This window comes from Streptomyces populi (assembly GCF_002911015.1).
Taxonomy (GTDB): Bacteria; Actinomycetota; Actinomycetes; order Streptomycetales; family Streptomycetaceae; genus Streptomyces; species Streptomyces populi.
In genome coordinates, this window is the sequence record NZ_KZ626967.1 from 1 (window position 1) to 22,175 (window position 22,175).

Annotated in this window: 19 protein-coding genes and 7 pseudogenes; 17 read left to right on the forward strand and 9 right to left on the reverse strand. The window is 68.2% G+C overall.

Annotation, left to right across the window (positions count from 1 at the left end; translation table 11 throughout):
* Nucleotides 1-265, reverse strand: a 265-nt coding sequence (locus CW362_RS36845) for a GNAT family N-acetyltransferase (protein WP_162684353.1), incomplete at its 3' end; no start/stop codon positions are given.
* A 497-nt stretch (nt 266-762) separates the two neighbouring features.
* Here CW362_RS36845 and CW362_RS36850 point away from each other — a divergent pair.
* Nucleotides 763-1,086, forward strand: coding sequence for a hypothetical protein (locus CW362_RS36850; RefSeq protein WP_240658246.1), 324 nt, complete (start codon nt 763-765; stop codon nt 1,084-1,086).
* Nucleotides 1,087-1,385: 299 nt separating this feature from the next.
* Here CW362_RS36850 and CW362_RS45000 read toward each other — a convergent pair.
* Nucleotides 1,386-1,681, reverse strand: a pseudogene (locus CW362_RS45000) (N-acetyltransferase family protein); the annotation flags it as partial.
* Between the two features lie 1,003 nt (nt 1,682-2,684).
* Between CW362_RS45000 and CW362_RS36860 the strand changes: the two are divergent.
* Together CW362_RS36860 and CW362_RS36865 are read left to right on the forward strand one after the other, a co-directional pair.
* On the forward strand, nt 2,685-3,536 hold the full coding sequence (locus CW362_RS36860) for a DUF4394 domain-containing protein (protein ID WP_167455654.1): 852 nt from the start codon (nt 2,685-2,687) through the stop codon (nt 3,534-3,536).
* A 223-nt stretch (nt 3,537-3,759) separates the two neighbouring features.
* On the forward strand, nt 3,760-4,017 hold the full coding sequence (locus CW362_RS36865; protein WP_162684354.1) for a hypothetical protein: 258 nt from the start codon (nt 3,760-3,762) through the stop codon (nt 4,015-4,017).
* 151 nt (nt 4,018-4,168) lie between these two features.
* On the opposite strand, the gene CW362_RS36870 is transcribed toward CW362_RS36865, so the two are convergent.
* From CW362_RS36870 to CW362_RS36880, 3 genes are all read right to left on the reverse strand, one after another.
* Complete coding sequence (locus tag CW362_RS36870) at nt 4,169-4,930, reverse strand: anti-sigma factor (RefSeq protein WP_103553971.1); 762 nt, start codon at nt 4,928-4,930, stop codon at nt 4,169-4,171.
* The gene (sigK, locus tag CW362_RS36875; RefSeq protein WP_103553972.1) at nt 4,930-5,523 is read right to left on the reverse strand and encodes an ECF RNA polymerase sigma factor SigK; all 594 of its coding nucleotides are present in this window, start codon (nt 5,521-5,523) and stop codon (nt 4,930-4,932) included. Before sigK ends, CW362_RS36870 begins: the two co-directional genes overlap by 1 nt.
* A gap of 94 nt (nt 5,524-5,617) precedes the next feature.
* Nucleotides 5,618-6,058, reverse strand: coding sequence for an ATP-binding protein (locus tag CW362_RS36880; protein ID WP_103553973.1), 441 nt, complete (start codon nt 6,056-6,058; stop codon nt 5,618-5,620).
* Between the two features lie 198 nt (nt 6,059-6,256).
* On the opposite strand from CW362_RS36880, the gene CW362_RS36885 reads away from it, so the two are divergent.
* From CW362_RS36885 to CW362_RS45785, 10 genes and pseudogenes are all read left to right on the forward strand, one after another.
* Nucleotides 6,257-6,631, forward strand: coding sequence for a hypothetical protein (locus CW362_RS36885; protein ID WP_103553974.1), 375 nt, complete (start codon nt 6,257-6,259; stop codon nt 6,629-6,631).
* Between the two features lie 1,482 nt (nt 6,632-8,113).
* Entirely contained in the window at nt 8,114-8,368 is a 255-nt protein-coding gene (locus CW362_RS36895; protein ID WP_206301179.1) for a chaplin, read from the forward strand.
* Between the two features lie 239 nt (nt 8,369-8,607).
* Nucleotides 8,608-10,239 carry a molybdopterin-dependent oxidoreductase gene (locus CW362_RS36900; protein WP_103553976.1) on the forward strand — a complete coding sequence of 544 codons (1,632 nt, stop codon included), beginning with the start codon at nt 8,608-8,610 and terminating at the stop codon, nt 10,237-10,239.
* 98 nt (nt 10,240-10,337) lie between these two features.
* Nucleotides 10,338-10,997: a fasciclin domain-containing protein gene (locus CW362_RS36905; protein ID WP_103553977.1), complete on the forward strand. Its 660-nt coding sequence runs from the start codon at nt 10,338-10,340 to the stop codon at nt 10,995-10,997.
* 222 nt (nt 10,998-11,219) lie between these two features.
* On the forward strand, nt 11,220-11,717 hold the full coding sequence (locus tag CW362_RS36910; protein WP_103553978.1) for an NAD(P)-binding protein: 498 nt from the start codon (nt 11,220-11,222) through the stop codon (nt 11,715-11,717).
* Nucleotides 11,718-11,829: 112 nt separating this feature from the next.
* Nucleotides 11,830-12,262 (forward strand): annotated as a pseudogene (locus tag CW362_RS45770) (DUF1365 family protein); the annotation flags it as partial.
* Between the two features lie 40 nt (nt 12,263-12,302).
* The gene (locus tag CW362_RS45775; RefSeq protein WP_420856894.1) at nt 12,303-12,497 is read left to right on the forward strand and encodes a DUF1365 family protein; all 195 of its coding nucleotides are present in this window, start codon (nt 12,303-12,305) and stop codon (nt 12,495-12,497) included.
* Nucleotides 12,494-13,765, forward strand: coding sequence for a class I SAM-dependent methyltransferase (locus CW362_RS36920; protein WP_103553979.1), 1,272 nt, complete (start codon nt 12,494-12,496; stop codon nt 13,763-13,765). The genes CW362_RS45775 and CW362_RS36920 overlap by 4 nt, the downstream gene beginning before the upstream one ends.
* Before the next feature lie 8 nt (nt 13,766-13,773).
* Nucleotides 13,774-14,205, forward strand: a pseudogene (locus CW362_RS45780) (SAM-dependent methyltransferase); the annotation flags it as partial.
* A gap of 30 nt (nt 14,206-14,235) precedes the next feature.
* A pseudogene (locus tag CW362_RS45785) lies at nt 14,236-14,466 on the forward strand (DUF1295 domain-containing protein); the annotation flags it as partial.
* A 128-nt stretch (nt 14,467-14,594) separates the two neighbouring features.
* On the opposite strand, the gene CW362_RS36930 reads toward CW362_RS45785, so the two are convergent.
* Both CW362_RS36930 and CW362_RS36935 read right to left on the reverse strand, forming a co-directional pair.
* A complete protein-coding gene (locus CW362_RS36930) occupies nt 14,595-15,344 on the reverse strand; it encodes an anti-sigma factor (RefSeq protein WP_103553981.1) in 750 nt (249 codons plus the stop codon).
* A complete protein-coding gene (locus CW362_RS36935) occupies nt 15,341-15,925 on the reverse strand; it encodes a sigma-70 family RNA polymerase sigma factor (RefSeq protein ID WP_103553982.1) in 585 nt (194 codons plus the stop codon). Before CW362_RS36935 ends, CW362_RS36930 begins: the two co-directional genes overlap by 4 nt.
* Nucleotides 15,926-16,443: 518 nt before the next feature.
* Between CW362_RS36935 and CW362_RS36940 the strand changes: the two genes are divergently transcribed.
* The 4 genes and pseudogenes from CW362_RS36940 (at nt 16,444) to CW362_RS36955 (ending at nt 19,634) form a co-directional block, all read left to right on the forward strand.
* Nucleotides 16,444-16,815: a VOC family protein gene (locus CW362_RS36940; protein ID WP_103553983.1), complete on the forward strand. Its 372-nt coding sequence runs from the start codon at nt 16,444-16,446 to the stop codon at nt 16,813-16,815.
* A gap of 574 nt (nt 16,816-17,389) precedes the next feature.
* A pseudogene (locus CW362_RS45790) lies at nt 17,390-17,563 on the forward strand (transposase family protein); the annotation flags it as partial.
* A 233-nt stretch (nt 17,564-17,796) separates the two neighbouring features.
* Nucleotides 17,797-18,486 carry a transposase gene (locus tag CW362_RS36950; RefSeq protein WP_103553984.1) on the forward strand — a complete coding sequence of 230 codons (690 nt, stop codon included), beginning with the start codon at nt 17,797-17,799 and terminating at the stop codon, nt 18,484-18,486.
* 330 nt (nt 18,487-18,816) lie between these two features.
* A protein-coding gene (locus CW362_RS36955) for an IS5 family transposase (RefSeq protein WP_240658247.1) occupies nt 18,817-19,634 on the forward strand; the annotation gives its coding sequence in 2 pieces (ribosomal slippage) (nt 18,817-19,168 and nt 19,168-19,634; 819 coding nt in all).
* 23 nt (nt 19,635-19,657) lie between these two features.
* On the opposite strand, the pseudogene CW362_RS36960 reads toward CW362_RS36955, so the two are convergent.
* A pseudogene (locus CW362_RS36960) lies at nt 19,658-21,275 on the reverse strand (ISAzo13 family transposase).
* Between the two features lie 755 nt (nt 21,276-22,030).
* A pseudogene (locus tag CW362_RS45020) lies at nt 22,031-22,175 on the reverse strand (type III effector protein); the annotation flags it as partial.

Consider the following 22,175-nt stretch of genomic DNA (forward strand, 5'->3'; position numbering starts at 1 on the left):
TGAACGGCATGCCATCATCCACCTGGTCCAAGCCCGCGAAGCCGATGAACTCGCCCGTGGCCTGCAATTGAACTGCCCACCATCCGTAGCCTCGCTGGTCGAACTCGGCCTGGAACTGCGCCATGGAGGCATCGCTCTGTTCACGGGTGAGCAGGTCGCCCAAGTGCTCCCGGACATCGGGATCAGCATTCATCGCCGCCCACGGTTCAAGGTCGGAGTCTTGCCATCGCCGGAGCACGAGGCGATCGGTATGCAGTTCAGCCATGCTGCCCAGCCAACGTGAGCGCTGTCCCCCAGGCAATCCATTTTCTTCGGGACTGCTACCGCCGCTCAAAAGGAGAATGCACCGCTGGCTCCAGGACCGACGAAGCGACCACGGACCCGGCGAACCTTCCCGGTCAGAGCACTACATGCTTCAGACAGCGGTGATCGGCGCACGCCTGCTGGACTGGCCCGCCCAAGACATCTGACGCCCGCCCCGGGCGCAAACAGTCAAGAAGTCCGAGGCTGTGCGCGGTCCCGTGGTTTTCGCCGGAGACGCCAGGCGGCGCTTCTGGTTCATCGGGCGGACACGCTGGGTGACAGCTGGTGCCTGCCCGGCAAATCTTGCGTGCGCAGAGCGCGCGGACGGCAGCGTAGCCGGATGGAGACTGCCGGACACCGGCATAGTCAGGTACCACCGGGTTCACTGACAATACGGCGTGTTCAGGCCGGGTGTTCCTCGCGGCCTCGGGCCTCTTGCGGTCGGAGTGGAGTGACACCATGGCATGGGTAGTGGGAACGGGCCTGTTCTTGGGGCTGCTGGCGATCGCATTGGGATTTGTCACGCTCCGGACGGGGTGGATTCTTCCCACGGCCCGCCGCCACGTCACCAAGCCTCAACTCCACGGTCTTGGCGGCATGTTCACGGGCAGTTCTGTCGTTCTGCAGGGTCTCTTCTACTTTCGAGTGCTGCCGAGCGTTTCCTGGGAGGCCCGTTTCTTCCTCGGAAATGCTCTCCTGTTCACCGGTCTGCTCCTGATTGTCCTCAGCCAACTGCTGTCGTCCCGTCGAAACCCGGATCAGGCCGGCCCCTCAGCTGTCTGAGGAGCGTTGGCTGGTCACGGTCCGGAACCGGAGCCGCTCTGCCAAGAGGGCCCATGAATGGGTGAAGGCGTGAGACAAACAGCTGGGGCGGACTCCGAGACGGATGCAGGGCCCCAGCTCAGCGGCGCCAGAGTGGTTCCGCAGGATGAGAACCTGCAAGAATCGTCTGGCAAAACACCAGAGTTTTGAGAGAAGTTCTGCGAATCGCGACCCGCGGAAATGTGATCGCCTTCGGAGCTCTCTCAGAACTCTCGCAACTGGACTTTTACGATAATGACCGCCCACGGCGGCTGTCGCGCTCAGTCCACGCTGGGGCTGCGGCACTCGACGAGGACAACGTCCCGCCATGCTCCACGATGGCAGCCGATCCGTTCGCAAGTGCCGATGATGCGGAACCCGGCCCGCTGGTGCAAAGCGAGGCTGGCAGTGTTCTTCGGGAAGATGACGGACTGCACCGTCCAGACGCCCGCGGCCTCGGTGGAGGCGAGCAAGGCCGTCAGCAGGGCCAGGCCCACCCCCGGCTGCGGGTGTCGGGGTGGGGGCCGTACACGGAGTACTCGATGACGCCGGCGTAAGCGCACCGGTCGGAGACCTGCACCACAACAGCCCGGCCCACCGCCTGGCGACACATGCAGGATCCCGAACGTCGAGCGGAGGCCAAGCCACACCCGAGGCAGTGCCGGGCGGGATGCGAACGCCGCTGACGTCTCGAGGCCCGCCGCAGTGGCCTGCCGGATCAGTTCGGCACCCAGGAAGCCACCGCCTCCGATGATCAGGATTTTCATGGTCCGACACGGCAACCAATGGGAAATCGAGTCACGGACACACGCCAGGACTCCCACAAAGGCCGAATATCGATGCACGAGGCCAACTATCGGGGAACGTAGCACTCATAGCAGCAAGAATGCGCCGCAAATCGAATACATGACTCAATAACTGGTATGTGTTGCTCTACTCCCCCTCCCCGAGGATCTGGTGGCCGCGCAGGGCACCTGGGAACGAACTATGGAGCTTTGCCGACCCTGCCGACCGGCAGCGGACGAAAGCCCTACACCACCGCTTGCTGCAGCCGTCGGTCCAGGTGTGATGGCCCACCCCTACTGGCAGCAGGTCCGAACCGGGCAGCGCTGCGCCTCTCGGCGCAGAAGCTGGAACCGGGGCCGGTAGGTGACCGACCCGCACGGTAACCGGCGAACTGTCGGGTCCCCTCCGGCCGACACGGCGCTGACACTGCCGGACGGGCAGGAGTTCTCTGGAGCAGGTGCTGTGGCGCGAGGCAGGTCTGGGGGATTCCCGCAACAGGCGTTGCACGATCGCTGGTTCGGGTGGTGCGCACCCAGAAGGGAGCACTCGTGCCGGTGAGAATGAGCCTCTCTCCGACGTGCCGAGCCCAGCTTGGTCTTCGAATCGGGTGGCCGAAGCAAAACTGGTCCTCATTCGCTTCGTCCGCCCAGGGCGCGCGCGGGGGCCGTACGGATGATGCGCAGGGGCCGTACGGGTGGCGGGCGCGACGAGCTCCCATCCGTGCCTGACGGGGCGGCGGATTCCCTTCAGAGCTCCGGGCGATCTTGCCCGGGGCACGGGAAAGGGAAGAGAACATGCGTAAACGTGTAATGGCGGCTTCCGCTGTCGTCCTGGCGGCTTCGTGCGCGGCTCCTGCGCTCGCACTCAGCGACGTCCCGGCGTCGGCCAGGAGCGGCGGGCTGACCGCGATCGGCCTGACGAGTGATCAGCGGCTGGTCGAGTTCGACGTCGACAAGCCGGCCAGGGCCTGGTCGATGGGCAAAATCTCCGGGCTGGCCGGGGACAGCAGACTGGTGGGTATCGACTTCCGCGTGCAGAACGGGAAGCTGTACGGCGTCGGTGACAGGGGCGGCATCTACACACTGGACGCCCGCGCGAAGGCGTGGAAGGTCTCCCAGCTGACCGCGGCGCTTTCGGGCACCGCGTTCGGGGTGGACTTCAATCCGGCCGCGAACCGGCTGCGGGTCGTCTCCGACACCGGGCAGAACCTGCGGCACAACATCGACGACCCCGCTGCCCCGCTGACCACCACCGTCGACGGCACACTCACCAACCCGACCACACCGCCGTCCACCGCGCGGGGCGTGACCGGCGCCGCCTACACCAACAACGACCTCAGCACCGCGACAGCGACGACCCTGTTCGACCTCGACACGATGGCCGACCGGATCTCGCTGCAGTCCCCTGCCAACGCCGGCACCCTGGCGCCCACCGGAAACCTCGGTGTCGACGCGGCCCCGGACGCCGGGTTCGACATCTACTACAACCCGGCCACGGGCATGAACCACGGCTTCGCCGCCATCGGCACGGCCGGTGCCTACCGCCTGTACGGGGTGAACCTGCTGACCGGCAAGGCGACGGACAAGGGCTCCTTCCCGAAGAAGTACCAGGTCACCGACCTGGCCCTGCCGATCAACCAGCAGTAGCCGCACAGGACACCAACGGCTGGAAAGCGGCCTGCGGGAGCTGTCTCCCGCAGGCCACCCGGCTCGTGCCAACGGTCGGTGCCGGAATCGGTGCCGCGTGTACATGGTTGCGGCTGCCGTTCATGAGCCGGAGTGCTCGACGCACTCGACGGCCGACGGCGGGCAGCAGGACGAACCCGGAGATTCCCTTCGGACGAGCAGCGGTCCAGACAGTGAGGTTCAGATGGCGTTCGGACCAGGTCACGACGTTGCCCCCGACAGGGCGGGCAGCCCGGACGACGGTGATCCCGAAGTGCATCAGCCGTGGCCGGAGAAGGACTTCCTTCGCCGCATGGGCATCGTGGAGCTGGACGGGGTGGGCCACGACCAACAGGGGCAGGTCGCAGGCGCCCGCCACGAGATGCCGTACACAGCTGTCGATCTCTTTGCCTGGATCGTGACCGCGGGAGCCCTTCCTCACGGCCGATGCGGTTTCGACTGACGCAGAGCCACGGGTGGGCCCAGCTCCGCGCGGGTTGTGTGACATCCCGCGAGCCCGCCTGCCAGGCTCCGCAGCACGGGTAACCCGCGATGCCGCTTCGCCGACGCTCACATCGTCTCTTCGCCGGCGCAGCCGCGCCGTGGCAACCGTGCTAGGAGCCGACGGGGATGATGCCGAGGGGTTCGGTGGTGGGCTGGCGGGATCCGCCGACCGGTTCGACGGTGATGCCGACGGCCACCGTCTGGCCGAGCGGCCGGTCCAGGACACGGGCGGAGCGACCTCCGCTACCCGGCAGAAGCCCGGCTGGGCGGAGGCCGCCCGAGGGGGCCGCGTACCAGAGTTCGTAGACCTTGTCCGAGCTGAGAGCGGGCAGGTCCGCGGCTACGAAGGCGGCTCGGTCGGCGGCGCGGGAGACGATGACGGCGGCGGAGGCGCCGTCGGCCAGTTTCGTGGTGTGCAGGGTGGCATCGGGTGCGGTCAGTACACCGGCCAGTGCCTTGTTTCCGCTCTGCAGTGCGTTCTGCAGTCCGCTCGCCTGGTTGCGGGCGTCATTGGCCTGGACGGACTGCCAGGCCGCGATCCCGCCGAACGTGGCAGCGGCTGCGAGACTCGCGGCCAGGGCCCAGGACATGAGGTGCCTCTTACGTCGGCCGGGCGACAGGCCGGTGAGTACGTGTTCCTGCGGGGTCCGGCTGATCTCGTCCAGGACACGGTCGAGGAGGTCGGCAGGAACGACAGCGGCCCGGGCCGGGGTGAGGGCGAGGCGAGCTGCCGCCTCGGCGAGTTCGGCCGCTTCGCGCCGGCAAGCGGGGCAGCCGTCCAGGTGCCGTTCGAAGGCGGCTTCCTCGTTCGGAGGGAGAGCGTGCAGGACGTAGGCGCCGACCGGCTGGTGCGGGTCTTCCTCGGCTGTCATCACCGGGCCTCCAAACAGTCGCGCAGCAGGCGCAGCCCGGTGCGCATCCGGGACTTGACGGTGCCGGCCGGTGCGGACAGAGCGGCCGCCACCTCGACGTAGGTCAGCCCCTGGTAGTACGCCAGCGCGAGGGGGACCCGGTACATGCGGGCGAGCCGGGCCATGCACTCCTGGGCACGCCGGCGTTCGTCATCGTCTTCCACGGCCTCGGCCACCTCGTCATGCTCACGGCCCGCGAGCACAGCCCCCGCGCGGCGCTCACGCTGCGCTGCCGCCTGCGCGTGACGGACCCGGTCCACCGCCCGGCGATGGGCGAGGGTGAACACCCAGCCCTTGGCGCTCCCGCGTTCGGGGCGGTAGCGGCATGCCGTGCGCCAGACCTCGACCATCACCTCCTGCGTGACCTCCTCCGCCTGTGCCGGGTCGCGCAGGATGCGGCAGGCCAGCCCCATGACCGGGCGTGCCAGGGCCTCGTACACGCCCGTGAACGCGTCCTTGTCGCCGTCCGCGACCCGGACCAGCAGCGCCTCGACGCTGTCGGCGTCGTCTCCGGCGGGCGGCTCGGGTTCCTCCTCGTAGACCGTGCTGGGCATGGTTCTCACGTTCCGTCGACGTGCTTGTCCCCGGCCGACCGTGCGCCCCACGGCGTGGGCGCGCAGCCCGGGACCGCCATCCGGCTCAGCGCGCTCACTCAGTAATGCCATGAGGTGCCTCACCGCGGAGGTCAAGAGTGGCCTTCACCGCCTTGCCCCACGGTGTCCGGGTGACGGTGAGCCGGGCTCCCATGTCGTGCAGCAGCGCCAGACCACGCCCGCCGTCTTCGTTCGCCGCCGAACCCGACCGCATCCGCGGGAGCTGGGTGCTGGTGTCGGCGACGGTGATGCAGACCGTGGTGGCGTGCGCGGTGAGCGTGAGGGTGCAGATGCCGCTGCTGTGACGCAGGGTGTTCGTGACCAGCTCGGAGACGACGAGCAGTGCGTCGGACACCGAGCCTGAGGACACGCCACGTGTGGCCAGCCACCGCGCCGTGATCCTTCGGGCAACCGCGGGAGCGTGACGGCTGCGGGCCAGTACGACACGGTGACCGGTGCCGGTGCGGTGGACGGGTGGCGTGGCGATGGTGGTCATGACCGGCCCCTCAACGATGGCAGTGACGCGGTTTCGTCAGGGATTCGATGCCACCCTGACCATGGATGACTCCTGGTGAAGTCACATGCTCCGCTTGTCGGATGAGAATTTTCCCGGTCGGTGAGTCATACGCGGGCCTGAGTGCCTCGAACCCCTTGTGCCAACTGCAACCGACCTCGAAGGATGAGGTGAGCCTCCATGACTGCATCCATGCGAGTCCGCCGTCTGGTGGCCGGTGCCGCCGCCACCGGGCTGCTGGCCGGTGGCGCCGCCCTGGGCCTCTCCGGCACGGCCGCCGCCGCGCCGGCGCCCACGACCGCGGCCACGGCGCTGGCCGGGAACCACCACGACCGGTGCGAGTGGGTCAAGGGGCACTGGGCCAAGGAATGGGTCAAGGGCCACTGGGAGAAGAAGATCCAGTACACCAAGACCTGGCACATGGGCCACTACGACAAGCACGGCACGTGGCACAAGGGCTACTGGGACTACGACCGCTCCTACACGTGGGTCTACGTCCAGGGACACTGGCACTACTACTGGGTGAAGGGCTACTGGGACTGCCACCACAGGTGACCTCACAGCTCGCGTGACCCTGCGGTGCGTGCCAGCCAAATGGCACGCACCGCGGAGTGTCGGCCACACCCCGACGGACCGTCCTGCGTTTCCCATATCCCCTCCTTGCGGGTGATCGGCAGCGTCCACGGCAATCGAGGAGGGAGCCTCTTCAACGCCCCGTCCGTCAGAGGCGGCGATCCCGCCTGCTCCACGGCCCCACGATGGAGCACTTCGTCGCCATGCCGGAGGATCTCTCCTGGCCGCCGCCGAACGGCCGGGACGTACCCGCGCCGGACGCGAAGTCGTCACCGCTGCCAGGGTCGCCGCCCCGATCCCCTCACCGACTGCGGCGCAGCAGCCTCGGCCACCGCGACATCACCGGTGGCACCGTGTCCCGCCCAGCAATTTGCCGGCGCCACGATGCACGCCCGTCCTGGGACGATGCCCGTCATACAGCCGCTGCTGACGCCCTGTCCCGTGGCCTGGTCCCGGACGCGCCCGCCCCGGACGCCTACAACGCCGTCTGCACAAGGGCCGAACAACAGCGTGCCGTGTTCGTCACCGTCGAACACCCCGCTGACCGCTGGACCGGCAAGGCAGATACGCTCACCGCCCCGCAGCACGCCGTTGGCACCACGACGTACGACGCCGTCCGTACCGTGGTCATCCACCTGATCCGCGGCCGAGAGATCCGCCCACTCTTCGTGCTGTACGACGTGGCAAGCGAGCAGGGCTCGAGAACCCACCGCCCCCACTCCACGCCACCCTCCACGAAGACCCCCGGCCAGCTGGCCCAAGCCCGGCATTCCCGCCTGAGCCCGGCAACCTGTGCTCCGGAATGCCGCCCGGCGCCCAAGATCGTCCATGAAGGGCCTGCGGCTGCTTCACGGTCCCGAGACCCTGCCCCTACAGACACGAGGGGGACGATGGCTGACAGCTGGCAGCGGTCAGCGAGCGGCCGCCCGTCGGGGCGCAGGGCGCATTCTCGGTGCAGCCAGGTGCCAGGGCCGTGATGTCCGGCAGCTGTCCGCTCGTCCTCCATGCAGGGTGATGGTCGCAGCGCGGGGCTGCTGTGGGCGGTGCCGCAGCCACAGCCCCGACACTGTCGGCTTTCCGGCCTGGCCTTGCTTGATCGACACGATGTCTTCCTCCCGGAGCCACTGTGCGGGAGACATCTCGCACAGGGAATCCGCGGCTGTCTCCGGAAAGGCTTGGTACCCATCGGCATCAGGAGCCGGGAGCATGCCCGTGTCTCTGACTTCGGCGACCGGATGAACGCGGTCGCCTCTGTGTCCGGCTCGGGTTGCCCGGCCCGCATGCGGTTTCCCCGACTGTGTCTCAGCGGATGCCTGAGACGGTGCAGCGGTGTAGGGCGATCGGGGGATCCGCGCTGCCTGGAGCAGTCCGCGCTCAGCATGGCAGCGGATTACGGGTGCCTGGTCGCATCGAGCGGCCGGTCGGCGGCGGCTGCCGCCGCAACGAGGAGGAAGGCACGTGAAGATGACGCTTCTGCGGTCTCGGGTGGTACGGAGTGCGGGTCTGGTGGCTGCTGCGGGCGCGGTGGTACTCGCCGGTGCGGCGGCCGCGTCGGCCGACAGCGGTGCGCAGGGGGCTGCGATCGGCTCGCCGGGTGTGCTGTCGGGCAACGTGGTACAGATCCCGATCAGCATCCCGGTCAACGCCTGCGGCAACACCGTCAGTGTGATCGGCTTGCTGAACCCGACCTTCGGCAACACCTGCGTCAACACCGGCTGACGCACCGACATGTGAGCCGGCAGGGTCACCGCGAGGTGGCCGCCGGGGGCCTGTGCTCCGGCACAGGCCCCCGGGTCAGGGCATACGTCCGTTCTCCGGGGGCAGCGATGCTGGTGATCTCTGTCAGCCGACAACTGGGTAATCCGTTGCGGAATGCGGGGCGGATTGGTGGGAAATCTCTTTTCACCTGATCAGGTCCGGGACCAATCCGCGCCGGTGTGCAGGACCGGATTCCCGGTGTGAGGGACGAAGAGAAGGACCAGCAGGTGCGGCCGGGTTGGCTGCGTCTGGCGCTGGGGGCGCTGAGCGGGGCACTGGCCGGTTTCACTGCGCTGGCGGTGGCCGAACTGGTCGCGGCTGCGGTGCGTCCGCAGTCCAGTCCGGTCATCGCGGTGGGTGGCGCGTCCATCGACGCGACGCCCGCCGCGGTCAAGGACTGGGCGATCCGTCACTTCGGCACCGACGACAAGCTCGTACTGCAGCTCGGCATCCTGACCGTGCTGACCGTGCTGGCGCTGGTGCTGGGTGTGCTGGCGGTGCGGTTTCGACGGGCCGGAGCCGCCGGGGTCCTTCTCTTCGGGGCCGTCGGGGCAGCTGCCGCTGTCGGCCGGCCCGACTCCATCGGCCTCGCCGACGTACTGCCCTCGGTCGTGGGAGCCTTTGCCGGGGCTCTGCTTCTGTACGTCCTCACGGGCCGCCTGACCACGGTGAGGCGGCCACCGGCGTCCAGGCACGAGGAGGTGCCCGAGGAAGCCGGGGCCGGTCTGCCCGCGTCCGCGGGGTGGGATCGGCGGGGATTCGTCCTCATGGCCGCGTCCGCCGCAGCAGCCTCTGCCGTAGTGGGTGGTGCCGGCCGGTCACTGAACGCCTCGCGCGGCCAGGACGCCGTTGCCTCACGTGACGAGGTCGTGCTGCCGCGACCGGGGTCACCGGCCGAGCCGGTACCCGCGAGAGCCGCACTGCGTGTTCCGGGGATCAGCCCTTTCACCACCCCGAACAGCAGTTTCTACCGGGTGGACACCGCGTTGGTGGTGCCGAAGGTGGACGCCACGACCTGGCGACTGCGCGTCCACGGCCAGGGTGTACTCCGTGCGGCCACCTACTCCTTCGACGACCTGCTGCGCAGGGAGCTGGTCGAGCGGGACATCACGTTGACCTGTGTCTCCAACGAGGTCGGCGGCCCGTACGCGGGCAACGCCCGCTGGATCGGCGTGCGGCTGGCCGATCTGCTGGCCGAGTGCGGGGTGAAGCCGCCGTCCCGGGGAGGTCCGGCGGACCAGTTGGTGGCGCGTTCGGTGGACGGCATGACGATCGGCAGCCCGGTCGAGGACGTCATGGACGGTCGCGACGCGCTGCTCGCCCTCGGCATGAACGGCGAGCCGCTGCCCTTCGCACACGGTTTCCCGGTGCGGATGGTGGTCCCGGGCCTGTACGGGTTCGTCTCGGCCTGCAAGTGGATCGAGGACATGGAGCTCACCACCTTCGACGCCTACGACCCCTACTGGGTCAAGCGAGGCTGGGCGCGCAGGGCCCCGATCAAGACCGCCTCGCGGATCGACACCCCCAAGCCCTTCGCCCGGCCCGACGCCGGCACGGTGATGGTCGCCGGAGTCGCCTGGGCACAGCACCGGGGCATCGACAAGGTGGAGGTCCGCGTCGACGACGGTCCCTGGCAACAGGCCCACTTGGCCACCGAGGACACCCGGGACACCTGGCGGCAGTGGTCCTTTCCCTGGCGGGCCACCCCGGGCAGCCACACCCTCACCGTACGGGCCACCGACCGCACCGGCACCGTGCAGACCGACCGACGCACCCGCACGATCCCCGACGGCGCCAGCGGATGGCATTCCGTCGTCGTGACCGTCGACTGACCACCTGTCCCAAGGGACCTGCGCTCTTTCCGAGCCGGCTTTCCGCAACAACCCATGGGCAGCCGCATCGTGCTGCCCCCGTTCAACAGGAGAACCTCATGAGCACCCGTATCCGTCGTACCGCCGGCCTGCTCGCCGCTGCCGCCGTCCTGCCCCTGGCGCTGACCGCCTGCTCGAGCAGCAGCGATTCGGGCAAGTCCGACGCCTCGACCAAGGCGTCGGATTCGGGTACCAAGAGCAGTGACGACATGGTCGGCTCCGGCAGCAGCGCGAGCAGTATGGATCAGCCGTTCGGGCCCGCCTGCGCCTCCGTTCCGAAGGACGGTGCCGGCTCCTTCGACGGCATGGCCAAGGACCCGGTCGCCACCGCCGCCTCCAACAACCCCGCGCTCTCCACCCTGGTGACAGCGGTGAAGAAGGCGGGTCTGGTCGACACCCTCAACAACGCGCAGAACATCACCGTGTTCGCGCCGACCAACGACGCCTTCGCCAAGATCCCGAAGGCGACCCTGGACAAGGTCCTCAACGACAAGGCCCAGCTGACGAAGATCCTCACCTACCACGTCGTCGGCCAGAAGCTCACCCCGAAGGACCTGGAGAACGGCTCCTTCACCACCCTGGAGAAGTCGAAACTCACGACCTCCGGCTCCGGCGAGTCCTACACCGTCAATGACTCCGCCAAGGTCGTCTGCGGCAACGTGAAGACCGCCAACGCCAACGTCTACATCATCGACACCGTTCTCATGCCCAAGAGCTGACACCCGCGGGCCGAGGACGCACACCCCGCCTGGTCGCCTTGACGGGAGTGATCCGGGCGAGCGCGTTCCTCGTGTCGGGGCATCCGGCCCGCCCGACTGCCGGCAGGGCGGCAGGTCGGCAGGCGGACCGGATGCCCTTCCTCACGGCTGGTCTGCCGGTCACAGCGCCGGCAGACCAGCCCTATGAGGTTGCCGTTCAGTGTCCGGGAGGGAGAGAACACCATGCAACGACCGTCCGGTGCGACGCCGAGCGGACGGGTAGCGGGTACCGCGCGCCTGCGTCGTACGGCCGTCATCGACAGTGGAGTGGCGGGACTGACCGCGGCGCACATCCTGGCCCGCACCCACCACGTCACGCTGTACGAGGCCGATGGCCGGCTCGGCGGCCACGCCCACGACCTGGCCGCGTCCGACAGGCGCACGCACCGCGTCGACTCCGGTTTCATCGTGCACAACCGCCGCACCTACCCGAACCTGCTCAGGCTGTTGTGTGAACTCGGCGTTGCCACAAAGGAGTCGGAGATGAGCATGTCCGTGCGGTGCGAGGGCTGTGGTCTCAAGTACGCCGGCGCCTGCGGGCTGCGCGGACTGTTCACCCAGCCGAGCAACACCCTGCGCGTGCCCTACCTGCGGATGCCGACCGAGGTCCCGCGCTTCCACCGGGTCGTCCGCCTCCTGCTGGAGCAGACCGGGGCCGAGGACATTCGCCCCGGGGGGTGAGGTGGTGACCGCTGCCCCCGCCAGCCGATCGGAGCGGCCAGGGCCGCCAGCTCTGTATCCGTGCACGATCAGCCACCTGAGGCGGTCACCCTGGCGCTACGCCCTGCGGCACCGCACCCATCTGTGGCTGATCGACCTGGACGACCTGCCAGTGCCGCCGTATCCGTTGAAGGGGCTCGCGGCTTCCGTGCCCACGACCACTTCACGGGGCGTGCGGTGTCGATCAGGACCGCGCTCGACGGTTTCCTGGGCGAGCGCGGCATCGAACTGCGAGATCGAACTGCGAGGTGGCCGGGTGCTGATGCTCGCGCACGCAAGGGTCCTCGGACATGTCTTCAACCCGTTGACGCTGTACTGGTGTTACGACCGTGACGGCGGTCTGCGCTGTGGTGCCCCAGGTCCACAACGCCTACGGTGAGCGCCACGCCTACCTGCTGCGCACCGACATGGACAGCACCGCCAGGATCGGCAAGGACTTCTACCTATCACCGTTCCACCCCCTCGACGGCCACTACGAGATGAGGCTCCCCCCCCCCACCCGGTGAACACCTGCGTCTGTCGATACGGCTCCACAGGCCCGGCAGCATGCCCTTCACCGCCTCGGTCCACGGCCGGCGCCGTGAGGCAACGGCCTCAGTGCTGCTGCGCCTGGCACCGCGTCGTCCCTGGTCGACCCTGAGGGTGTCGGCCGCCATCCGCTTCCACGGTATCCGCATGTTTCTGCGGGGCTTGCCGGTGCAGCAGCACCCAGGCCACCGCACCCCGGAGAGTGCCTCATGACCACAGTCGACCCGTGCCCCGCCGCCCGCCACCGTCTCGGCGGCCACCGAATCACCCCGGTCGCATCTGGCCGCTGGCCCGATGTGACCGCCGTACCCAGGGCGTCCTGGCCGGTGCGGGCCCTCACCGCGTCCGTGGTGGAACGCGCACTACGACGACTCCCCTTGCGAGTGCGGTTCGCGGACGGCACCGCCCTCGGCCTGGGCGGCCCGCTGATAGAGGTGCGCGACCCGAAGGCGTTCCACTCCCGTGTCGGCACCCACGGGCTCATCGGTTTCGGTGAGTCGTACATGGCCGGCGAGTGGGACGCTCCGGATCTTGTCAGCGCGCTCACCGTGCTCGCCACGCACGCGGCCGACCTGATTCCGCCCCGGTTGCAGCGGATGCGCGGCCTGTGGGCGCAACGTCAGCCGGGCACGCAGCGCAACACACCGGACAGATCGCGCAGTAACATCAGCTGTCACTACGACCTGTTCGCGCTGTTCCTGGACGAGACCCTCACCTACTCCGCCGCCGTCTTCCGTGGCTTCCCGGCCGACTGGTCGCTGCTGCAGACCGCCCAGCACCGCAAGATCGACCGCCTGCTCGACCTGGCCGAGGTGCGCAAGGGCACCTGCCTGCTGGAGATCGGCACGAGCTGGGGCGAGCTCGCCCTGCGGGCCGCCGCCCGCGGTGCGCACGTCACCTCGCTCACCCTGTCCAAGGAGCAGCGTGCGCTGGCCCTGGAACGCGTACGTGAGGCCGGGTACGCCGACCGTGTGGCGGTCGAGCTGCGCGACTACCGCGAAGCACGCGGCACTTACGACGCGGTGGTCGGCGTGGAGATGACCGAGGCCGTCGGAGCCGAGTTCTGGCCCGTCTACTTCCACACCGTCGAGGACCGCCTGGTACCGGGCGGGCGGGCTGCGCTGCAGGCCGTCACGATGCCGCACGAGCGGATGCCGGCCAGCCGTGATACCCACACCTGGATCCAGAAGTACATCTTTCCCGGCAGGCTGATCCCCTCCACGCGGGCCATCGAGGAGACCGCCCGCGCAGCGGGGCTGACGGTTGTCTCCCGGGACGGTTTCGGCGCGCACTACGCCGAGACGCTGCGCCTGTGGCGCGAGCGTTTTACCGATCGCGCCGACAGTGTCGCCTCTCTCGGTTTCGACAAGGCATTCCGCCGTCTGTGGACCTTCTATCTGGCCTACTCCGAAGCCGGCTTCCGCTCCGGACACCTCGACGTCCACCAGTACCTGCTCGTCAAGGAGACGCCAACCCGATGACGACCGGCCGCAAGCTCGCCCTGGTGCCCGGGACCCGGCTGCTGGACATCGGCTGCGGCTGGGGCTCACTGCCCCTGTACGCAGCGCAGGAACACCATGGGCAGGTCACCGCCGTCACCCTGGCTCGGGAGCAGGCCGTATACGTGCGGGAGCAGGTGCGCGTCCGAGGGCTGGAGCACCTGGTGGAGGTGATGTGCCAGGACTACCGGGAGATCACCTGCTCCGCCTTCGACGCCGTGGCCGCCGTCGAGATGGGTGAGCACGCCGGGGACGACGAATACCCTGCCTTCGCCACTGTGACTGTGACGGCCTTCGGCCTCTCCGGCGGCCAGGGAGATCCGGGCAGGCGCGTCCTGGTCGCCGCTCTCACTTGCGTGTGGGGGCTGCGGGTCTCGATCCACATCGCCCGCCGGGCCGACAGCCACGGCGAGGACCCTCGCTACGAGGCGATGCCGACCCGCTTCAAGGCGAACCCGGCCGACCGGGGCCGCATCATGGGCCGGGGACTATGGCGGCTGACCCGGCGCCCCAACTGCTTCGGGGACTTCTGCATCTGGTGAGGGCCTTCCCTCGTGGCCTGCGACGGCGGGTGGCAGGCCACAGCCATGTCCGTCATCTCTCCGCTGGTGATGAGTGTGCTGCTGATCCACGAAAGCGGGAAACGGCTGCTGGAAAGGCACATGGCTCACCGGACCGGCTAGGACACGTACGTGGCACACACCAGCAGCTTCTTCCTGCGACCACCACGCTCGGACCAGTGAACCGTATGGCTGATGGGTGGGGGAGCCTGCCGACCGACGGGCTCCCCCACCCACACACCGGCACGTATCTACGCCGGAACGCTCAGCAGGGCGATCGGTGCCGAGGTGGGCTGCTTCGATCCGCCGGCCGGCTCCACCGTGACGCCGATGCCCGAGGCGCCGTCGACCGCACCCTGCATGAGCACGGCCTGGCTGCTGCGGCCGGGGTCCATCAGCCCGGCAGAACGCATCTTCCCGCCGTCGGCGAACCACAGCTGATACACCTTGCCTCCCGGCGGCGGTGCCATCCTGGACACCGCGAACACGGCCCGGTCACGGCTGGCGGAAACCACCAGCGTGCCCGCACCGCCCGCCACCTTCACCGAACGCGACCTGGCATCGGGCGCGGCCAGCACCCCCGCCACGTCCTCAGCGTGCCGCTCCGCCTGCGCCGCCCGGTCCACAGCACCCTGCGCACGTTCGTACTGCCACACGGCCGTGCCGCCGAAAGCGGCCGCAGCGGCCACGCAGGCGGCCAGCGCCCACCGTCCCAGAGCCCGCCCGCCCCGCCCTCCCCGGCGCACCCGCTCAAGCACCGCGGCACCGGGCGGCACCTGCCGCACCATGGTGATGCGCTCAAGGACCTGCTCCCGCATGGCGGGGCGCGTGCGCACCGTGGAAGCCAGGGCCAGACGCCCGACAGTGGCCGTGAACTCCGCGACCTCCTGTCCGCAGGCATCGCACGAGGCCAGGTGATGCTCGAAGGCGGCACGTTCGTCGTCGTGCAGTGCGTGCAGTGCATAGGCGCCGGTCAGCGCGTGCAGATCGGTCGCAATCATGCGGTCACCCCCAGGCAGTCACGGAGCCGGATCAGCCCATCGCGCAGACGCGTCTTGACCGTCCCGACCGGCAACGCCAGCGCCTCGGCGACCTCCCGGTAGGTCAGCCCGCGGTAGTACGCGAGAGTGACCGACTGCCGCTGCAATTCGGTCAAGGTACGCAGGCAGCGCCGCACCTGCTCCTGCTCCAGCCGGGTCTCGACCTCCTCAGTCACCTGATCGTACGCAGGCTGGTGATCGAGCAGAGCGGCTTTGGTGTCACGGGCCGCAGCCGCCTCCACCGACCGCACCCGGTCCACAGCCCGCCGGTGGGCGAGGGTGAGAATCCAGTTGATCGCCGTGCCCCGCTCGGGCCGGTAGCGCGGAGCCGTGCGCCACACCTCCACCAGCACGTCCTGCGCCACCTCCTCAGACTGCGCCTGATCACGCAGAACGGCCCGGGCCACCCCGAGAACGGAACCGGCCACAGCGTCATAGACCGCGGCGAACGCCTCCTGATCACCCAGCGCCACCTCGTGCAGCAGACGCTGCAGGTCAGGTTTCACAGACGGCCTCGCACCGATGCGTACTGGTTCCTTCACAATGGTTCTCCTGTGTACGTGACAGGGCGGAACGTCCCTGTGTAATCCGGGGCCGCACGGACTGCGGATTGGTCGCATGCGAAAAGCAGCCAGCGTGCGACATTTCTCCTGACCCGGAAGATGTACGCGGCTGATGGCGGAGCCTCCGCCTACGGCGCCCAGGTCAGGCCGCCGAACGCTCCGCACTCAGTCCCAACGCAGATCCATCGCACCTGGCATCGGCACATCCGATTCGAAATCGCGCTCGATCCAACCTGAGAGTGACAGGTCGCCCAGACTGCCGCAGTAAATACCGGATTTACTGTGATAGAGGCCCTGTCTCGGTCGCTGCCACCTGCTGTGAGGTTCCCGGCCACCGGGGTGGGTGTCCTGTCCCAGATAACTGTGGGCAGAGTGAGGCTCTGACCTGGGGTGCCTACAGTTGAGTGGGACGGGGGGCGGGCGGTGTCCCGCTCAACTGTAGGTAGCCGCCTCTAGGGTGTTGATCGCGGAAGTCCACCGATCGGCCCGGAGGCGCCATGTCCCTGCAGATGAAGCTGGTTGCGATAACGCTCGACTGCCCTGATCCGCCGGCTTTGGCGGCGTTCTATCAGCAGGCCACCGACCTTGAACTGCACCCGAAGTCGGACGCCGACTTCGCGGGCCTCAACGGTGAGCACGGACTCTTGATCGGGTTTCAGCGGGTCGACGACTACCGGCCTCCGAGTTGGCCCGACCAGATCGTTCCCCAGCAGCTTCACATCTGCTTCAAGGTCGACGAGGACTTGGACGTGGCGGAGACCCGGTTGCTGGAACTGGGTGCGGGCAAGCCGGATCACCAGCCGCATGGGGACAAGGCGCGGGTCCTCACCGATCCGGTTGGGCATCCGTTCTGCATCAGCCTGCGCTGATTGGCGTCCTGCCTGGAACGCGTTGGCCGGGGTCGTCCCGCTGGGGCGCCCTACCTACACAAGACCGGAACTCTCCGGAACTTGCCTACACATGACCGAGACGGAGTTGAGCACGCCTACAGAAGAGCGGGACTGCCTACACATCGCGGAGACAGGACAGTGGGTGCACGCATTCACCCCGCCCCCGACACCTCCGGCACCAGGCGATCGTCTTCGCCGACGCGACGAGCAACTCCCTGGCCATACTGCCCTGACGTATGTCTGGAAGTCGCCGTGGCCGTCGTTGTCACCCAGCCCCTTGTCGAAGTGCTTGGCATGGCCGCCTACGTCCGCCCTCTTCCCCGGCTAGCCCTGGAGCGGGTCGCAGCCGAGCCTTCCGCGCACTGACGGACCACGCCACAGTCGCACTCATCGCCATGGCTTTGGTCACGAGAACAAAGATCAGGCGCAAATTCCGTGAGAGCGATCGGCGGGGTTCCGTCTCGGCGGCATAACCTCATCTGAGACCGTGGTGCGGTGTGATGAGCTTGCCGGTGACCTGTTTCCGCACCTCAGCAAGGTGTTGGTGGAGCGCGTGTTCTTCGAGGGCGAAGCGATTCGCCTGGCGGCGAGAACCCGGGAGGCCGAGACGGCTTGCCCGGGGTGCGCGGTGGTGTCCAACCGGGTGCACAGCACGTACGGAAGAAGCCTTGCCGACACGCTGGTCGGAAATCGGCCGGTACTGATCGAGCTGACGGTGCGGCGGCTGTACTGCGAGAATGTTCGTTGTTCGCGGCGTACTTTCGCCGAACAGGTCGACGGCCTGACCGCTCGCTATAGCCGCCGCACGCCCGGCGCCCGGCGGGTTCCGAAGGATGTCGCCGTCGCGCCTGCGGGCCGAGCTGGGAGCCGTCTTGCCGCTGCCCTGCATACACGGGTGAGCCAGTCGACACCGTTACGGGCGATTATGGCCCTGCCGATCCTGCCTGGACCGTCCCGAGGGTGCTGGGCGTCGATGACTTCGCCACCCGCCGTGGACAGCACTACGTCACCGTGCTCATCGACTGCGAGACCGGCCAGTCCCTCGACCTGCTGCCCGGCCGCAACGCTGCGACCCTGGCCGGCTGGCTGCGTGAACATCCCGGTCCCGAGATCATCTGCCGTGACCGTGGCGGTTCTTGCGCCGACAGCACCCGCACCGGTGCCCCGAACGCGATTCAGGTTGCCGACCGCTTCCATCTCTGGCAGAACCTCGCCACCGCCGTCGAACGCAGCGTGCGACGGCACAATGAATACCTGAAGGAGGTCGCCGTCAGGGATGATGGCCTGACGAACGATGCGATCGCCGGCCATGCGAATACAGAGAAGGAAATGTCGCCGATCGAGGCCCGCATCTGCGAACGGCACGCAACCGTCCTTGCTTTGCCGGCCCAGAAACACGGCATCCGCGAGGTCGCCCGGGAACTGCACACGGGCGGCAACACCGTCCGCCGCACCGCACGAGCTGCGGGCCCCGAAGAATTGCTCAGCGGGCGTCGCCAGCCCAGGCCCAGCCAGCTCGATCCCTACAAGCCCCACCTGGACAAACACTGGGCAGCAGGATTCACCAACGCGATCCATCTCCACGCCGAGCTCCAGGAGCTCGGCCACCGTGGCAGCCACCAGACGATCAGTGAGCCTCCGCCAACTTGAAACTGCACTTCAAGGGGCTGGTGTGACCCGTTCTCGGGATGCTCACGCTGGTCGTCGGCGGCAGTCTGCGCAGTAGATCATCCGTCAAGCCGTGCTTTCGGCGGCACTCGGAGCGGATTTGCTTACAGCGGCAGGTGGGCCTCGTCCGCCCGGTCGAAGATGTCTCTGCACGTGGGGATAGCACCGACTCGCGGGGGGCGAGGACGGTCAGCGTATGACGCACTTCCGTGCCCAGCCGAAAGAGCTGAAGACTGGTCTGGCCGCCCTTAGGGGTCCTAACAGAAGCTGTTGATCATGTGACTTTCGGCTTGGGTGGTCGTTGGTCCGAGTGTGGGAACACGTCAGTCGCGGCCGTGGATCGTGTCGGATGAACTGTGGTCGCTCATCGAGCCGTTGCTGCCCGAGCCGGCACCGAAGCTGGTCGAGGGCAGACCGCGGGTGCCGGACCGGCAGGCCTTGTGCGGGATCCTGTTCGTGCTGCATACCGGCATTCAGTGGGAGTACCTGCCGCAGGAGTTGGGCTTCGGCTCGGGCATGACCTGCTGGCGGCGCCTGGCCGCGTGGAACGAGGCCGGCGTGTGGGATCAACTGCATCTGGTGCTGCTGAGGAAGTTGCGGGCCGCGAAGCGGCTGGACTGGTCTCGGGCGGTGATCGACTCCTCCCACGTGCGAGCGGCCCGGCGGGGCCCAAAAGCGGACCCAGCCCCGTCGACCGCGCGCGGCCGGGCAGCAAGCACCATGTCGTCACCGACGCCCAGGGCATCCCGCTTGCGGTGTCGCTGACCGGCGGGAACCGCAACGATGTCACGCAGTTGCTGCCGCTGCTGGACAAGATTCCGGCGGTAGCAGGCGTCGTCGGCCGACCCAGACGCAGACCCGATGCCTTGCTCGCCGACCGCGCCTACGACCACGACAAGTACCGCCGCCTGCTCTGGGACCGCGGCATCCGCCCGGTCATCGCCGAACGAGGCGTGGAACACGGCTCCGGCCTGGGCGTTTTCCGCTGGGTGGTAGAGCGCACGATCGCCTGGCTGCACGGGTTCCGACGACTGCGGATCCGTTGGGAGCGACGCGACGACATCCACGAGGCCTTCCTCGGCCTCGCCACCTGCCTGATCACCCACCGGCACGTCCAACGCCTTTGTTAGGACCTCTTAGGGCTCGCAGAGAATTAACATGCGGGTTTGATCTTCTTCGGGGGGGTCCGTACTGGTCGAGGTGGGCGGCCACCTCTGTCGGATTGCGGAATCTGGCGGTTGAGGGGTGGATCGCGTGACCGCGCTCGGCCAGGAGGGGACGTGCTGCCTGGACGGCTCGTGTGAGGGTGCTTCCGGTGACGCCAAAGAGCTGGGCGAGTAGGTCGTGGGTGCCGATCTTGCGGAGGCAGAGCACGGTGGCCAGGATCCGGTCTGCGTCGGAGAGCTTGTCTTTGGCGCCCGCGCCTCGTGTCCGTCGGCGCTTGCCACCCCGACGCTCGTGGCGGATCTGCTCACGTCGCTGCGCGAGCGCCGGGATCAACACACTTACCAGAGCGTCGAGTTGGGCAACGGTCATGCCGGTCAGCTCCGGATCGCGCAGAGCGTGGGCGTCAACGCCGTCCGGGGATGGAGTCGGCCGGGCGGTTGCGGCGGCGGCTTCGGTTTCCGTCCCAGGACGTGGGGCCGGATGGGGATCGCCGGGGTGGAGCGTGTAGTTCCAGTCGCCGTGGAAGCGGTGCCTGCTCATGGCCAGTGCGTCGATCTCGGCATCGGTGACCTTCACCCCGGTGCCGTAGGTGCGGGTGTCGAGCTCGGCTTCTACTTTCAGCCCGGTGCGGGTGGTGGTCGCTGCGATGCTGTCCACGATGACTTCATGGCTGGTCAGGGGCCTGCCGCGCCAGTTCATGGAGATGTGGGAGAACAGTCGGTGCTCGATTTTGTTCCACTTCGAAGTCCCTGGCGTTAGGTGACAAACGGTGATCTCCAGGCCCATCTCTGCGGCGAGGGAGGCGAGTTCACTCTTCCAGGCTCGGGTGCGGTAGCCGTTGGAGCCGCCCGCGTCCGCGGTGATCAGCAGACGGGCGGCGTGCGGGTAGTCGTGCCGGCCGCGGGCCTTCCACCAGCGACGGATCGAAGCGACAGCGAACTCGGCGGTGTCGTGGTCGGTGCCGACGCTGACCCAGTCGGTGTTCGCCGCGAGGTCGTAAATGCCATACTGGATCGCCTTGCCCGGCCCCTGCCGGTCCAGGAAATCATGCGTCTTGACCAGCACCGGTTCGCCCGACGGCTGCCACTCACGCCCGGCGTTCTTCTAGTGGCCGGCCAACTCCTTCTTCTTGGTGTCCACGCTGATCACCGGGTCCCCGGCACCGATATGGTCCTTCGCCTGGTCGTTGATGTAGCGGAACTGGGCATCGCGGTCCGGATGCTGTGCACCCTCGATGGTCTTCGCGTTGGCCTGCAGGCTGAAGCCCTCCTCCCGCAACAGGTCCCCGACCGTGTCCGCGCTCACCTTGTGCCCTTGGCGGGTGAGTTCGGCGGCGAGCTTCCTCGTCGACTTGGTCGTCCAGCGCAGCGGCGATATCGGATCCCCGCGTATGTCCGGCTCGACCAGTGCCAGCAACGCCGGACGCAGCCCCAAGTCCGCCTCGGCGGCCTTTTTGCGTCCGCCGCCAGGTCGGCGCGAACCGTGGTCTCGCTGACTTGAGCCGCCTGTGCGACCACGCGGACGCCGCCGTGTCCCAGGACCCGGACCTCGGCTCCCATCAACAGCCGACGCTGCCGCTCGTCCAGGTGCGGGAACAACACCATCAACTTCACAGCCAGTTAATCGCGAGTCGTGTCAGGGATGCCCATACCAGGTGAACGAGCCAGGATCCGGGAAGCAACACGTTAATTCTCTGCGAGCCCTAAACAACCTCACCTGGACAGAACGCTCTTTTATGTGCTGCCGCCATGGGCCAGCCGCCGCAGCTTGCTCTGGTCGACGACACAGGCAGCGTGACTGAGGCTGGCGGGGTGCAGCAAGGCATACGCGTGCGTGGTCGGTCGGCGAGCCCGCCATCGTGGCTGACTGTCATCAGCTGAGGTTCAGACGGGGGGGTACTAAGGGTGCCGGCCGTCGGTCGAGCGCGCTGAAGCCGGGCCGCCCCTGGGCCGTCCGAGGTTGGCCGAGGACGGCTGACGGCAACCGACAGTGACAGGCGAGCCACAGATGTCGGCGGCAGAACCCCAAGTCGGGGGCCCCGGCCGAACGGGTTTCCCCGAGGGGTAGCCATCAGGCAAGAGATGAGAGTCATCTTTCCAGGTGCCGGGAGGTGCGGCGTGTTGACGTCGACCGTGTCCTTGCAGCTGAGGGAAGCGTTGAGACGGCGATGCGTGCACCGGTCATGAGCCTTCACGGCCTGTGCGGTCCGCGGCCTCGATGCCCGCCCGGCGTCGGGGCCGCGTCAGCTTCCCAGAGGGGAACGAAGGTCCCGATCTCCCCGAGCGGTCGGGGCCTTCGCCGTGCCAGTGCCCGTTGGGGCAGAGGCCGACGAGCTGCTGCTCTGGCGCATCGGGCGGTGTCAGGGGGGAGGGAGGCTATCGAGTTGGGCGGCGAGGTCGGGGTGGGCGGCGGCCAGGTGGGGGCGGGCGGCGGCCAGGGGGGCGATGAGGTCGGCGGGGTCGTCGTGGGCGAGGGCCGCGTGGAGCTCGCTGAGCGGGCGGCGG